Annotated in this window: 13 protein-coding genes; 6 read left to right on the top strand and 7 right to left on the bottom strand. The window is 63.9% G+C overall.

Going from position 1 to position 14,270, the window contains the following annotated elements:
- Position 1 precedes the first annotated feature (1 nt).
- The 3 genes from ABR948_RS15765 (at position 2) to ABR948_RS15755 (ending at position 4,136) form a co-directional block, all read left to right on the top strand.
- Positions 2 to 1,192 carry an HlyD family secretion protein gene (locus tag ABR948_RS15765; protein ID WP_428119447.1) on the top strand — a complete coding sequence of 397 codons (1,191 nt, stop codon included), beginning with the start codon at positions 2 to 4 and terminating at the stop codon, positions 1,190 to 1,192.
- Positions 1,179 to 2,807: an MFS transporter gene (locus ABR948_RS15760; RefSeq protein WP_428119445.1), complete on the top strand. Its 1,629-nt coding sequence runs from the start codon at positions 1,179 to 1,181 to the stop codon at positions 2,805 to 2,807. The genes ABR948_RS15765 and ABR948_RS15760 overlap by 14 nt, the downstream gene beginning before the upstream one ends.
- A gap of 111 nt (positions 2,808 to 2,918) precedes the next feature.
- Entirely contained in the window at positions 2,919 to 4,136 is a 1,218-nt protein-coding gene (locus ABR948_RS15755) for an ABC transporter substrate-binding protein (RefSeq protein ID WP_428119443.1), read from the top strand.
- 176 nt (positions 4,137 to 4,312) lie between these two features.
- Here the strand turns inward: ABR948_RS15755 and ABR948_RS15750 are convergent, their stop codons facing one another.
- Together ABR948_RS15750 and ABR948_RS15745 are read right to left on the bottom strand one after the other, a co-directional pair.
- Positions 4,313 to 5,011 (bottom strand): sulfate transporter family protein, encoded by a 699-nt coding sequence (locus ABR948_RS15750; protein ID WP_428119441.1) that lies wholly within the window; start codon positions 5,009 to 5,011, stop codon positions 4,313 to 4,315.
- A 121-nt stretch (positions 5,012 to 5,132) separates the two neighbouring features.
- Positions 5,133 to 5,981: a YiiX/YebB-like N1pC/P60 family cysteine hydrolase gene (locus ABR948_RS15745; RefSeq protein WP_428119439.1), complete on the bottom strand. Its 849-nt coding sequence runs from the start codon at positions 5,979 to 5,981 to the stop codon at positions 5,133 to 5,135.
- A 192-nt stretch (positions 5,982 to 6,173) separates the two neighbouring features.
- On the opposite strand from ABR948_RS15745, the gene ABR948_RS15740 reads away from it, so the two are divergent.
- Positions 6,174 to 7,604, top strand: a complete 1,431-nt coding sequence (locus tag ABR948_RS15740; RefSeq protein WP_428119437.1) for a flavin monoamine oxidase family protein — start codon at positions 6,174 to 6,176, stop codon at positions 7,602 to 7,604.
- Positions 7,605 to 7,747: 143 nt separating this feature from the next.
- Here ABR948_RS15740 and pheT read toward each other — a convergent pair whose 3' ends face one another.
- The 4 genes from pheT to rpmI form a co-directional block, all read right to left on the bottom strand.
- Entirely contained in the window at positions 7,748 to 10,153 is a 2,406-nt protein-coding gene (gene pheT / locus ABR948_RS15735) for a phenylalanine--tRNA ligase subunit beta (protein ID WP_428119435.1), read from the bottom strand.
- Positions 10,150 to 11,232 carry a phenylalanine--tRNA ligase subunit alpha gene (pheS, locus tag ABR948_RS15730; protein ID WP_428119433.1) on the bottom strand — a complete coding sequence of 361 codons (1,083 nt, stop codon included), beginning with the start codon at positions 11,230 to 11,232 and terminating at the stop codon, positions 10,150 to 10,152. The genes pheT and pheS overlap by 4 nt, the downstream gene beginning before the upstream one ends.
- Positions 11,233 to 11,408: 176 nt before the next feature.
- A complete protein-coding gene (gene rplT / locus ABR948_RS15725; protein ID WP_424618660.1) occupies positions 11,409 to 11,768 on the bottom strand; it encodes a 50S ribosomal protein L20 in 360 nt (119 codons plus the stop codon).
- Between the two features lie 86 nt (positions 11,769 to 11,854).
- Positions 11,855 to 12,055, bottom strand: coding sequence for a 50S ribosomal protein L35 (gene rpmI, locus ABR948_RS15720; RefSeq protein ID WP_100415670.1), 201 nt, complete (start codon positions 12,053 to 12,055; stop codon positions 11,855 to 11,857).
- A 261-nt stretch (positions 12,056 to 12,316) separates the two neighbouring features.
- Here rpmI and ABR948_RS15715 point away from each other — a divergent pair, with 261 nt between their 5' ends.
- Entirely contained in the window at positions 12,317 to 12,745 is a 429-nt protein-coding gene (locus tag ABR948_RS15715) for a hypothetical protein (protein WP_428119430.1), read from the top strand.
- A 163-nt stretch (positions 12,746 to 12,908) separates the two neighbouring features.
- Here the strand turns inward: ABR948_RS15715 and infC are convergent, their stop codons facing one another.
- Positions 12,909 to 13,448, bottom strand: coding sequence for a translation initiation factor IF-3 (gene infC / locus ABR948_RS15710; RefSeq protein ID WP_428119483.1), 540 nt, complete (start codon positions 13,446 to 13,448; stop codon positions 12,909 to 12,911).
- 262 nt (positions 13,449 to 13,710) lie between these two features.
- Between infC and ABR948_RS15705 the strand changes: the two genes are divergently transcribed.
- A partial coding sequence (locus ABR948_RS15705) for an alpha/beta hydrolase (RefSeq protein WP_428119428.1) occupies positions 13,711 to 14,270 on the top strand: 560 nt, incomplete at its 3' end.

Below are 14,270 nucleotides of genomic sequence, written 5' to 3'. Positions count from 1 at the left end.
CTTGAGCGAGCAGAATCAAATCACCGCGTCGCCGTCTGTGGGCCAGTCGGGATCAACGTCAGCTTCACCGGCAACGGCGAGTGCCCCAACGCCGCCACCAGCGTCCGGTTCGAAGACGGCTTCGCACGCTGCTTCGCACTGGCGCCGGCTTGCGATTCCCTTGGTGGCGGTGTTCGTCGCGTTCGGATTTATCGCGCTGGCGACCTTGCGCTGGGATGCCTGGGTCGGCAGCGCCGTGATCCAGTCCACCAACGACGCCTATGTCAAAGCCGATGTGACCCGGCTGAGCAGCCGGGTCGCCGGCGAGGTCCAGGCGGTCGCCGCCAACGATTTCCAGCGCGTCAAGGCGGGCGATCTCCTGGTTCAGATCGATCCCGCCGACTATGAAGCCCAGGTCGCACAGGCCGAGGCCGGCGTGGCCGGCGCCCAGGCCGCGTTCGATAATCTCGCCAACCAGATCGAGCTGCAATACGCCACCATCGCCCAGGCCGAGGCGCAGCAGGTGTCCGCGCTCGCCCAGGAAGTCGAAGCCCGCGAGGAACAGGAGCGGCAACAGTCGCTCGAGAAGACAGATGCCGGCACGCGGCAAAAGCTGGAGCAGGCCGTCGCAGCCTACGCCCGCGCCCAGGCCGATGTTCGGGCCAGCCGGGCCTTGATCGCCGCGCAGCACCACCAGCTCGAGGTGTTGTCCGGAACCAGGAAGCAGCGCGGGGCTGATATCGCGGCCGCCAAGGCCACGCTGGCCGCCGCAAACCTCAGGCTCGGCTACACCAAAATCACGGCGCCTTTCGACGGCGTCGTCGGCGAACGCCAGGTTCAGCCCAACGATTACGTCAATATCGGCAGCAACCTCATCAATGTCGTGCCGCTGCCGGATGTCTATGTCATCGCCAACTACAAGGAGACCCAGCTGACACGGGTGAGACCGGGCCAGTCCGTCGACATCACCGTCGACAGTTTCCCGGGCGAGCGGCTGCATGGCCGCGTCGAGCGAATCTCACCCGCCAGCGGATCGCAGTTCGCGTTGTTGCCGCCCGACAACGCGACCGGCAATTTCACCAAGGTGGTCCAGCGCGTCCCGGTTCGGATCGGCCTCGATAAGAGCCAGCCGCTGCTGGAGCGGCTGCTGCCGGGAATGTCGGTGGTGACGGAAATCCACACCGACGAAGCGGGGTCGGATGGCGGAAAATAGCGCTGCCGACCAGGGGCCACGCTCGCGCGGCGGCGTCGCGCCGCGACCTTTGTTCGCGGTTGGCGCGGTGCTGCTCGGCTCGTTTCTCGCCAATTTCGACAGCCGGCTGAACTCGGTCGGATTGCCGGACCTGCGCGGCGCTTTTTCGCTGGGCTTCGACGAGGGTGCGTGGCTTTCGACCGCGGCGATCGGCTCGCAGATCTTCATCGCGCCCGCGGTGGCATGGCTCGCCACTGCGTTTGGCCTGCGCCGCATTCTGGGTGTTCCGAGCCTGCTGTACGCCGTGGTCTCGCTGATGATCCCGTTCACGCACGATTACACCACGCTGATCGCACTCAGCATCGTCCATGGCCTGTTGCTGGGCATGTTCGTCCCCGCGACCCTCATGATCATCTTCCGCAACCTGCCGATCCGATGGTGGCTGCCGGCGATCGCGATCTATTCGATCAGGGTCGGGTTCGCATTGGATACCGGCTCGTCGATGGTCGGCTTTTATGTCGATCATTGGGGCTGGCAGTGGCTGTACTGGCAAAGCGTGGTGCTCGCGCCGCTGATGGGATTGATGGTCTATCTCGGAACGCCGCAAGAACCGGTCAACCGGGAGGTGCTGAAGGATGCCGACTGGGGCGGCATGCTGCTGCTCGGTGCCGGGGTGTCGATGATCTATGCCGGCCTTGATCAGGGCAACCGCCTCGACTGGCTGGAGTCGGGCACGGTCGCGGCGCTGCTGATCGGAGGCGGCGTGCTGGTCGCCATCTTCCTCATCAACGAGGCGATGGTGCGCCGGCCATGGGCGCATGTCAGCGTGCTGTTTTCGCGCAATGTCGGGCTCTCGCTGGTCGTCATCCTTCTCTACACGCTCACCAGCCTTTCCAATTCATCACTGGTGCCGAATTTTCTCGGCACCGTCGCCCTGTTGCGGCCCGAACAGACCGGCGAGCTGCTGGTGCTTTATGGCGCGCTGCCGATGCTTGTGACGGTGCCGATGTCGATCTTTCTGCTTAGGCATCTCGACCCCCGCGTCCTGCTGATCGTTGGCCTGTCGGCCTTCGCCACCGCCAACCTGTTGGGAACGCAACTGACGCATGACTGGGCCCGGGGCGATTTCGTCGCCATCGTGATCCTGCAATCGATCGGCCAGGCCTTCACCCTGCTGCCCATCCTGCTCATCGCATTGTCCAATTCCGATTTTACCCGGGCGACCGCGTTCGCCGCCTATGTCCAGGTCATGCGGCTCGGCGGCGCCGAGATCGGCGTGGCGCTGATGGGCACCTGGCTGCGCGTCCGCGAGCAGGTGCATTCCAATTTTCTCGGGCTGCATCTGGAGAACGGCGCGGCCGATGTCACCAGAATTCTCGGCCAGCTATCCCAGAGCTTCACCAGCCACGGCGCCGCGACCGCGATGGCGCGCGCCGTGGGGTCGCTTTCGGCGCTGGTGCAGCGCGAGGCCAATGTGCTGGCCTATATCGACGGATTCTGGCTGACATTCTGGCTGGCGATGGCCGCGCTCGGGTGTGTCGCGCTGATGACCCGGGCGCCACCCGGCCCGTTCACGCCCGCGCCGTTCGGCGCCGCGCGGGCCCTGATGCGGCGGTTCGGATTATCCCGGCGATAGCGACCTGCGGACTTCGGTTCGCCGCCGCCTTGTGTACGGATCAGGCCAAGCTTACGCTCACACTGTGCCAAGGCCTAACTCAAGGGCCGCGCATTTACCGGGAGTGACGCCGTGCGATTCGGGCTTTTTGCTTCAACGCTAGCCGCCGCGTGTCTGGTCGGAGGTTTTTACGCACCCGCCGCGCACGCGCAGATTTCCGACGATGTCGTCCGGATCGGCGTTCTCAACGACCAGTCCGGTCTCTATGCCGATTTGGGCGGCCAGGGCTCGGTGGTTGCGGCGCGCATGGCCGTGGAGGATGCGGGCGGCACGGTGCTCGGCAAGCCGGTCGAGATCGTGTTCGCCGATCATCAGAATAAATCCGATATCGGCGCTGCGATTGCCCGCCAGTGGTTCGAGATCGGCAAGGTCGACATGGCGATCGGCTTTGACAATTCGGCGGTCGCGCTGGCGGTCGAGCAACTCGCCGCGGAGAAAAACCGTATCGCCATTGCCGGCGCGGTCGGCAGCACCGCCTTTACCGGCAAGGCCTGCACGCCGAACGAAGCCTCCTGGGTCTATGACAGCTACGCGCTCACCACCAGCCTCGCCAAGGCGACCGTGGCCGAGGGACGCGATACCTGGTTTTTCATCACCGTCGACTACACCTTCGGCCATTCGCTGGAAGCCGATGCGACCAGCGCGGTTCTGGCTGCCGGTGGCAAGGTGCTCGGCAGCGTGCGCCATCCGCTCAATACCGCGGATTTCAGTTCCTATCTGCTGCAGGCGCAGGCATCCGGCGCCAAGGTGGTGGCCTTCGCCAATGGCGGCGGCGACATGGTCAATGCCACCAAGCAGGCCAACGAGTTCGGGCTGACCAAAAATCAGACCCTGGTATCCCTGCTGGTCTTCATTTCCGACATTCACAGCATGGAGTTGAAAGCCGCGCAGGGGCTGAAATTCATCACCGCGTTCTACTGGGATCGCGACGAGGAGACGCGCGCCTGGTCGAAACGTTTCTTTGCGCGCCAGGGCCGGATGCCGACCATGCCGCAGGCCGGCGTCTATTCGGCCGTTCGCCACTATCTGGGGGCGATCGCCGCGGCCGGCACCGACGAGGCCAGGGCTGTCATGGCGAAGATGCGGGAGCGGCCGGTCAACGATTTCTACGTCAGGAATGGCCGTCTGCGCGAAGACGGCCGGCTGGTGCACGACATGTATTTCGCCCAGGTGAAGACGCCGTCGGAATCGACCGGGTCCTGGGATTATTACAAAATCCTCGGCACCATCCCGGGCGATCAGGCGTTCCGCTCACTGGCCGACAGCGGCTGTCCGCTGGTCGCGCATTGATCGTGTTTCTTTACCTGAGAGTCTGACTCAAATGCAGCCATTAGAATTGGGGCTTTCTGGCCAAGCTCGTCATGCCCGGCCTTGTGCCGGGCATCCACGTCTTCTCTAATTCTCAACAAGTAAGACGTGGATGGCCGGGACAAGCCCGGCCATGACGAAATAGATTTAGTGTCAATTCACGCCACCGGTACGCCCGTCCTGCGCGAAGGCTCGATCAGTTCCGGCCGTGGCCCGCTCAAGCGCTTGTGCATGTGGACCATGAAGGCCATGCCGAACAGCGGCGTCGCCAGATTGACGATCGGGATCGACACGAACGCCGCGATGACGAGGCCGGCGGTGAACACGATTCCAGCATTCTCCTTGCGCATCGCCTTGGCTTCCGCGGGCGGGCGAAACCGCATTGCCGCGAGCTCGAAATATTCCCGGCCCAATAGCCAGGCGGTGGCGATGAAGAAGGCGATGAAACCGGCCGCGGTCTTGACGCCTTCGGTCATGGCGAGGCCGAACGGCAGCGCCACCCCGGGACGCTCGGCCGGATAGTATTCGCGCTCGACATGGTCGGCGGCCTCGTCGACGAACACACTCGCCACCAGCGAGGTGATCGCCGGCATCAGGAACACCGCGCCGAACACGACGCCGAGACCGGCGGCGATCGAAACGATCCATGACAGCACATTGAGCGGGGTGTGAAACCCCGGTCCCAGCATCGCCTCGGCCCAGCCTTCGCCTGACGTCGCGAACCAGCTCAACAGCCGCTGCAGGCCAAGCGCCAATACCACGATCAGCACCAGCGCGAGGCCAATCGACCGCCACAGGATCGAGCGCATCGGCGGCGACAGGATTTGCGACAACGCCTTGACGGCGGCATCCAGCATGATGGTGGTATCCTCTAAAGCGAGCCCTCGCGAGAGGTAGACATGCCCGCGCGGTTCGGCAAGAGCCGCTGAGGCGAGGCGCGCTAGGGGAGGTTCTGTGGAAGGGTTTCCGCGTTACTTCTTAAGCTGGAAGCGGCGCTTCTTGGTCAATCGCTTCAGGAACAACTGGCGGCGATTTCGTTTCTGGAAAGATGCCGAATTGGCCCGCTACCTCCTGGAGCGGCTTTTGTTTATCGGCCCAGTGCAAGGCGGTGTAGTCGAAGCCGTGCACGATGGTGGGTTTGACGATTTCGAAATAGGGCGAGATGTCGAAATCGCGCGGCATGTAGAGCGAGGAATCGCGGATATGCAGGATTTCGCGGCGGGCCTGTCTTGAGCCGGCGCGGGTGATTTTCGGCAGGATCGGATAGCGCACGGCGTCGAAGGCCTGCGCGATCAGGGCCGAGCAGATGATCTTGGTGGGATCGCCGGAGCCGAATGCGATCATCCGCCGCCGCCAGCGCTGCGGGATCGGCAGCGGAATCAGAAAGCGCATCAGATCGAGAATATTCTTGGTGTCGTAGCCGAAGCCGATCCGGTTGATGGCGTAGCGGCACACCGTGTTGCGGTCCTCGTACATCAGGCCGACCGGCCGGCACAGCCTTGTGTGATAGGGAAAATATTTCGACAGCGGTGCCGACGTCACGCCTTCGCCGATATTGGCCTCGATCAGGACGTGCGGCTCGCCATCGGGTTCGGCCGCCCCGTCGATCGGGCCGACGAACAGCGCGGCATGCGACCAGGTCGATTGCGTGAGATATTTGATGATGCCGGAGACCCGGTTGTTGCCCTCGACGAGCAGGACATCGCCCGCCTCGATCACCCCGCGCAAATGCTCCGGGTCGCTCGGCGTGAACGGCTCATAACCCGGCACTTCCTTTTGCAGGTAGGAAGCGATCCACTTGCCGACGGTATCGAGCACAACGCCCACGATGCAATCCCCCCAGTGGCCTTTCCGACCGCATTTTTGTGGTTCTTATCATGGTCGAAAGCCGTTGCAATTTAGTTCATGCCAAAAGCCTATCAATCATGATTGATTTACCATGATGGTTGCCGCTCACGCCCGGATGCGGCAAGTTCGCTAGATGTTCTCCCCGGTTTTAAAAGCTTCGGAAACCCTGACATGACAATGACGCGGCGCGATTTCCTGTCGGCCTCCGCGGCACTTGCGCTGACGCCGGCGCTGATACCGGCCCTGGGCGCCCGCGCGTGGGGCGCGCCATTGCCGCGCGAGGCTGACATTGTCGTGATCGGCGCCGGTGCTGCCGGCATCGCCGCGGCGCGTCGGATCCAGGCGGCGAACCGCAGGGTGATCGTGGTGGAGGCATCCACCCAGATCGGCGGGCGTTGCCTCACGGATACCACGACATTCGAGGTGCTGTTCGATCGCGGCGCGCGATGGCTGCACAATCCCGACACCAATCCGATGATCAAGCTCGCGCGCAGTGCCGGGCTCGACATGGCCGCGGCGCCGCTGGGCCAGAAGATCCGGATCGGCCGGCGCTACGCCCGCGCGGGCGAAACCGAGGAATTTCTCGCCGCTCTGGTGCGCGCCAATCGCGCGATCGACGACGCCTCGCGCGGCAAGGCCGATGTGTCCTGCGCGTCGATTCTGCCCAAGGATCTCGGTGACTGGGCGGGGACGGCCGAATTCGTGCTCGGCGCCAATGCCGTGGGCAAGGATCTGAAAGACGTCTCGGTCATCGACAAGGTCCGTGCGCAGGACCGTAACGCCGCGATCGCCTGCCGCCAGGGTCTGGGCACTTTGATCGCCAGGCTTGGCGAGCAGGTGCCGCTGGCGCTGTCGACGCCCGCCAGCCAGATCAGCTGGAGCGGCCGCGACGTGACGGTGGAGACGCCGGCCGGCAGGATCAACGCGCGCGCCGCCATTGTCACGGTGTCGAGCAACGTGCTGGCGGCAGGCAATATCAAATTCACGCCCGACCTTCCCAAGCGCCAGCTCGATGCGGCCGCGAAATTGAGTCTCGGCAGCTACGACCGGATCGCGCTGCAACTGCCGGGCAATCCGCTGGGCCTGGCGCGCGACGACATCATCATCGAGCAGAGCAGCTCGGCGCGCACGGCGCTGCTGTTCGCCAATATCGGGTCGTCGTCGCTGTGCGCGATCGATGTCGCGGGCTCGTTCGGCCGCGATCTCGCCGGCCAGGGCGAGCCGGCCATGGTGGCCTTTGCGGTGGAATGGTTGTCAAAACTGTTCGGCAGCGACACCGCTTTGGCGGTCAAGAAATCGAGCGCTACCCGCTGGAACTTAGCACCCTACGCGCTTGGCGCGATGTCGGTGGCCGGGCCGGGCAACCAGCCGTCACGAAAAATTCTCGCCGAGCCGATCGGCTGCATGTTCCTCGCCGGCGAGGCGACCCACGAAACCCAATGGGGCACGGTCGACGGCGCGTGGGAAAGCGGCGAGCGCGCCGCGGAAGCGGCGCTGCGAAAGATCGGCGCACTCCGGGACAGCGAACCGGAGCCGGCGCGCGCGCCGAAACAACGCCGAGCTCCCGTGAGGTCGGCGACGCCGAGCTCGCCGATCAATTGAGCTCTCCGCTTCTCCCGTGGCCTCATGGTTCGAGACGCGCGGCGTCTCCGCGCTCCTCACCACGAGGGTTCTCAGACCTCATCCTGAGGAGCATCGCGAAGCGATGCGTCTCGAAGGATGCAGCTATTGAAGTGGAAAACTCGCTACCGCAGCACGCCGCCGGTCTTCTTGTTCACTTCGGTCACGATCTTCGCCGCGACCGCGTCGATCTCCTGATCGGTCAGGGTTTTTTCGCGCGGCTGGATCGTGACCGCGATGGCGACAGATTTCTTGCCGTCGTCGATGCCCTTGCCTTCATAGACGTCGAACACGGTCACGGCGGTGATCAGCTTTTTGTCGACGCCTTGCGCCGCGCGCACGATGTCGCCGGCCTTGACGCTGCGATCGACGATAAAGGCAAAGTCGCGCGACACCGGCTGGAAGGCCGAGAGCTCGAGAATGGGTTTGGCCCGGGTCGGCTTCTGCTTGGCGTCGGGGATGCGATCCAGCATCACCTCGAACGCGATCAGCGGGCCGTCGGCGCGAAGCAGCTCCAGCGTGCGCGGATGCAGCTCGCCGAAATATCCCAGCACGTTTTGCGGGCCGATCTGGATGGTGCCGGAACGGCCGGGATGCAGCCAGCTGGCCCCACCCGGCACGATCTGCAGCGCCTGCATCGGCGCGCCGGCAGCTGCGAGCACCGCGAACGCATCGGCCTTGGCGTCGAGCGCGTCTGCAGTCGCAGAACCAGACCAGTGTCGGCCGATGCCTTGCGAGGATGCAAAGCCGTGGCGCACGCCTGATGCCGCGATCAACTGATCTTCCGGCCGGTCGCCTTTGAACACCTGGCCTACTTCAAACAGCGCGACATCCGGAAAGCCGCGATCGGCGTTTGCTTGGGCAGCGGCGACCAGGCCCGGCAGCAGGCTCGGCCGCATGTCCGACAGGTCTGATGCGATCGGATTGGCGAGCGCAAGTTCGCTTTGGCCGCCGCCGAACAATTCGGCATGCGGTTTGGAGATAAACGACCACGTCACCGCCTCGACCATGCCGCGGGTGGCGAGCGCGCGCTTGGCGCGGCGGGTGCGCAGCTGGATCGCTTTAAGAATCGGCTTGCGCGGCGCATCGCCGCGTTCGAACGGCGTCATCGGCACTTTGTCGACGCCGACAATGCGCACGATCTCCTCGACGATATCGGCCTTGCCGTGGACATCCGAACGCCAGGAGGGCACCGCGACCTTCACCACCGCGCCACTGCCGGCGACCATAAAGCCGAGATGGCTGAGGATGCGCTTCATCTCCGGCAACGGCACGTCGATGCCGGCCAGACGTTTGACTTCGGCAAGCGGAAAATCGATCACGCGATCCTCGCCGAACGCCTTGCCGGCGACAATATTCTCCGACGGCGTGCCGCCGCACAGCTCCATCACCAGCCGGGTCGCCATCTCCAGCCCCGGCAGCATGAAGGCCGGATCGACGCCGCGCTCGAAACGATAACGCGCATCCGAATTGATGCCGAGCTTGCGGCCGGTCTGGGCGATGTTGATTTCGTTCCACAGCGCCGATTCGATCAGCACGTCGGTGGTCTGTTCCGAACAGCCGGAGGCCTCGCCGCCCATGATGCCGGCCAGCGATTCGACGCCGTGATCGTCCGCGATCACGCACGCACCGGTATCGAGCGTGTAGGTGCGGCCGTCCAGCGCCAACAATGTCTCGCCGTCGCGGGCGCGGCGCACCGTAAGATGGCCCTTCACTTTCGCGGCGTCGAACACATGCAGCGGCCGGGCGCGGTCGTAGGTCATGAAGTTGGTGATATCGACCAGCGCGTTGATCGGCCGCAGGCCGATCGAGGTGAGGCGCTTCTGCAGCCATTCCGGTGACGGACCGTTCTTGACGCCGCGCACCAGCCGCAGCGCAAAGCCTGGACACAGCGCCGCATCCTCGACCGTCACTTGCACCGGGCAGGGGAACTCGCCCTTGATCTGCTTGATCCCGGGGTTTTTGAATTTTCCCATGTCGGCGGCGGCAAGATCGCGCGCGATGCCGTGCACGCCGGTGCAGTCCTGCCGGTTGGGTGTGAGATTGATTTCAAGCACGGGATCGCCGAGCCCGGCCCATTGCGCGTAAGCAGCGCCGATGGGCGCGTCGGCCGGCAGCTCCATGATGCCGTCGTGATCTTCGGAAATCATGAGCTCCGCCGCCGAGCACAGCATGCCGCGGCTCTCGACGCCGCGGATGGTGCCGACGCCGAGCGTGATGTTCTTGCCGGGAATGAAGGTACCGGGCGCCGAGAACACGCTGATGAGGCCGGCGCGCGCGTTCGGCGCGCCGCACACGACCTGCACCGGGGCAGCCCCGTTTCCGGTGTCGACCATGCAGACCCGCAAGCGATCCGCATTGGGATGCTGCTCGGCGGAAATCACGCGCGCGATCGTGAACGGCGCCAGCGCTTTGGCCTTGTCCTCGATGTGCTCGACCTCAAGCCCGATCATGGTGAGCTTGTCGGCGAGCTTTTCCAGCGGCTCGTCGGTGTCGAGATGTTCCTTCAGCCAGGAGAGAGTGAACTTCACGAACTCAACCCTCCCGCCAGGGTCGGGACATCGAGCGGCTTGAAGCCGTAATGGCTGAGCCAGCGCACGTCGCTCTCGAACAGCTGCCGCAGGTCGGACATGCCGTATTTCAGCATCGCGATGCGGTCGATGCCCATGCCCCAGGCAAAGCCCTGATAGACGTCGGGATCGATGCCGCAGGCACGCAGCACATTCGGGTGCACCATGCCGCAGCCCAGGATCTCCAGCCAGTCCTCGCCCTCGCCGAAGCGGATCTCGCCCTTGTCGCGCCGGCACTGGATATCGACTTCGAGCGACGGCTCGGTGAACGGAAAGAACGAGGGCCGGAAGCGCATGTTGATGTGATCGACCTCGAAGAACGCCTTGCAGAACTCGTGCAGGATCCATTTGAGGTGGCCGAGATGCGAGCCCTTGTCGATCACGAGACCCTCGACCTGGTGAAACTGCGGCGTGTGGGTGGCGTCGGAATCGATGCGATAGGTGCGGCCCGGGCAGACGATGCGGATCGGCGGCTTTTGCGTCAGCATGGTGCGGACCTGCACCGGCGAGGTGTGGGTCCGCAGCAGCATGCGCGAGCCGTCTTCTTTCGGATTGAAGAAGAACGTGTCGTGCATCTCGCGCGCCGGATGGCCTTCGGGAAAATTCAGCCTGGTGAAGTTGTAATCGTCGGTTTCGATATCGGGGCCTTCGGCGATCGCAAATCCCATATCGGCGAAGATGGTGGTCAGTTCGTCCATCACCTGGCTGAGCGGATGAATCCGGCCCTGCTCGGCCGGAGGTTCTCGCACAGGAAGCGTGACGTCGATGGTCTCGGACTTAAGCCGGGCGTCGAGGGCGGCGGATTTCAGGATGTCGCGGCGCGCGGTCAGCGCCTGCGTCACGGCGTCCTTGGCGAGATTGATCGCCGCTCCTTGCGTCTTGCGCTCGTCCGGCGACATCTTGCCGAGCGTGGCCAGCAAGGCCGAGATCGAACCCTTCTTGCCGAGGGCGGCGACGCGCACGGCCTCGAGTGCGGCTTCATCGCTAGCGGCGGCGATCTCCGCGAGGATGGCTTGTTCGAGCGTCATGAGGTCGGACATGGCGACGGTCACCTTTTGGGAGTGCGCTCGCAGTCCGGCACACGATGCCGTCATCATCCGCGAAGGCGGATGATCCAGTAACCCCCGGGGTCAAAGCTATGGTCGGTGGTTACTGGACGCCCCGCCTGAAGCGGGGCATGACACCGGAGTTGCAGGACGCGGCAGCGATTGCGAGCTCACGCCGCCAGGGCGGCCTTGGCCTTTTCGGCGATCGCCTGGAACGCCGCCGGCTCATGGATGGCGAGATCCGACAGCACCTTGCGGTCGACGGTGATGCCCGACTTGGAGAGGCCGTTGATAAAGACGCTGTAGGTCATGCCGAACGGACGCACCGCGGCATTGAGGCGCTGGATCCACAACGCGCGGAAGGTACGCTTCTTGCGCTTGCGGTCGCGGAAGGCGTACTGCCCGGCCTTTTCGACCGCCGCCTTGGCGGCGCGGATGGTGTTCTTGCGGCGGCCGTAAAAGCCCTTGGCGGCCTTGTAGACTTTCTTGTGCTTGGCGTGAGAGGTCACACCGCGTTTAACGCGAGACATGACTGGTCTCCTTTATGAAAAAATGGGTGACGGATCGCCGCGCGGACGCGGCTCGGCTAAATGGACCGCGTGCGCGGCCTGGACGATCAGGCGTTCGGCAAGAAATATTTCTTGATGTTGTCGCCGTCGGTCTTGAACAGCACGCGGGTGCCGCGAAGCTGACGAATCTGCTTCTTCGTCCGCTTGATCATGCCATGGCGCTTGCCGCGCTGGGCGGCCATTACTTTACCGGTGGCAGTCACCTTGAAGCGCTTTTTGGCGCCTGACTTGGTCTTCAGCTTGGGCATTTGGCTCTCCTGTTGCCGCAGAAAAAACGCGCCCGAAAGGCGCTTTCGCGACTGAAATGCTCGTTAGAGCGTTGAAAGTGCGTGGTTATTTCCTAATGAAACAACCTGCACGGACATCGACACGGCAGCCCTTGATCAGCCGGGCGATGAAGTTGGCGCTTATGGCAGAGACGGGCCGGATTGGCAACCTGAACCGTGCAACCGGATCGCCCGACAAATGGCCAGACGCCGGCAAGCGGCGCCATCAAGAGGGTCAGGAAAATGCCGATTTCAGCCCAATCGATAGCTCTTTTTACCAATTTCGGGCGCGCACGCGCCCGGCCATGGATATTCGCCGCGGCCGTTGTCGCCGCCGCGGCCGGAATACCCGATCGCGCCGACGCCAATGTGGCGCGCGGGGCGGGAGCCTATGACGGCGTCTGGAATGTCACGTTCGCCACCCATGCGGGCAATTGCAGCTCGACCAACAGCGTGCCCTTTGCCGTGGCGGGCACCCGCGTTTCGTCGGCGGGCGGCGGCAAGGTCACCGGTGGCATCAGCCGCGCCGGCATCGTTTCGGTGAGAATTTCCGTCGGCGCCTCGGTCGCGACCGGGAGTGGCCGGCTTGCCGGCAACTCAGGCACCGGCCGGTGGAGCGGGATCATTACCGGCGACAGATGCAGCGGCAGCTGGCAGGCGACGCGAAGCTGATCGTCAAACGGTCGTCGTCCCGGCCTTGGGCCGGAATCCATAACCACCGCTGCGGATTGTTTACAGAAAGCCGTCTGCCAGATCGCCCGAACCGCCAGGCCGCGGCGTATGGGCCCCCGCTCCCGTGCGCAATTGCGCACTAGGCGGGGGCGACGATGTAGGATCAGCGCGGTGCCAGAACCATTACTACCTGGCGGCCTTCGAAACGCGCGTCCTGCTCGACCTTGGCAAACTCGGCGACGTCGGTCTTGACCTTGTCCAGAAGCTTGGTGCCGATTTCCTGATGGGCCATTTCACGGCCGCGATAGCGCAAGGTGACCTTCACCTTGTCGCCTTCCTCGAAGAAGCGCTGCATCGCGCGCATCTTCACGTCGTAATCGTGATCGTCGATCATCGGCCGGAGCTTGATCTCCTTGATCTCGACGACCTTCTGCTTCTTGCGGGCTTCCGCGGCTTTCTTCTGCGCGGAATATTTGAACTTCCCGTAATCCATGATCTTGCAAACGGGAGGACTGGTATTGGGCGAAATCTCCACGAGGTCCATGCCGGCTTCCATCGCCATCTTGATGGCGGCGATCGTTTCGACATTGCCGTGGTTCAGGCCTGTCTGGTCGATCAGCTGGATTTCGTGATTGCGGATTTCATCATTGGTGCGCGGCCCGTCTTTGGTGGCAGCGGGCGGGGCTCTGTTGGGACGGCGAATGGGTAACTCTCCAAGGTTGTGAACGAGGGCAACAGTGTGAAGGAATACGCTTCAACGGGCAAGCAAACTTGCTCGACCAAGCGCGAAAACCATCAAATGCGAGGCATTTTGGTCACGCCGGCTAACGCTGGCGAGACGGTATTGTTCAGATCATGCACATAGCGGGCGGGCGGGTGTTCCGCAATGCCCAGGATCGGTATTGGAGTCCGTTGACGGATCGCGTGTGCTCACACAAACAGCAAATGAAACTGAGTAAACATCCATGACCAATTCTGGGGCATCCGGGCCACCGCCGGCCTTCATCGAGGTCGGCCAGGATAAATCAGCGCGCCGAATCGCGGTGCGAGCCCGTGCCGGCGGCTCGCCCGGGCTGTTCTGGCTCGGCGGCTTCCATTCGGACATGCAGGGCACCAAGGCCATTGCGCTGGAGGCGTGGGCAGCCGAGCAGGGTCGCGCCTGTGTCAGGTTCGATTATTCCGGCCATGGCGAATCCGGCGGCGCGTTTATCGACGGCACCATCGGGCGCTGGCTGGAGGAGAGTGTCGCGGTGTTCGAGCGGTTCTGCAGCGGCCCTCAGGTCGTGATCGGTTCATCGATGGGCGGCTGGATGGCGCTGTTGCTGGCGCGCGAGATGGCGAGGCGGGAGCGGAGCCGGGCGTCCCTGGCCGGGCTGGTGCTGATCGCGCCGGCGCCCGATTTCACCGAAGAGCTGATGTGGAAGGGCTTTTCGCCGCAGGCCCGGCACGAGATCGAGACCAAGGGGGTGTGGTTGCGGCCGTCCGAATATGGCGACCCCTATCCGATCACGCGGGCGCTGATCGA

The organism is Bradyrhizobium sp. (genome assembly GCF_050014615.1).
Taxonomy (GTDB): domain Bacteria; phylum Pseudomonadota; class Alphaproteobacteria; order Rhizobiales; family Xanthobacteraceae; genus Bradyrhizobium.
This window is presented reverse-complemented; position numbering and strand designations above follow the sequence as displayed.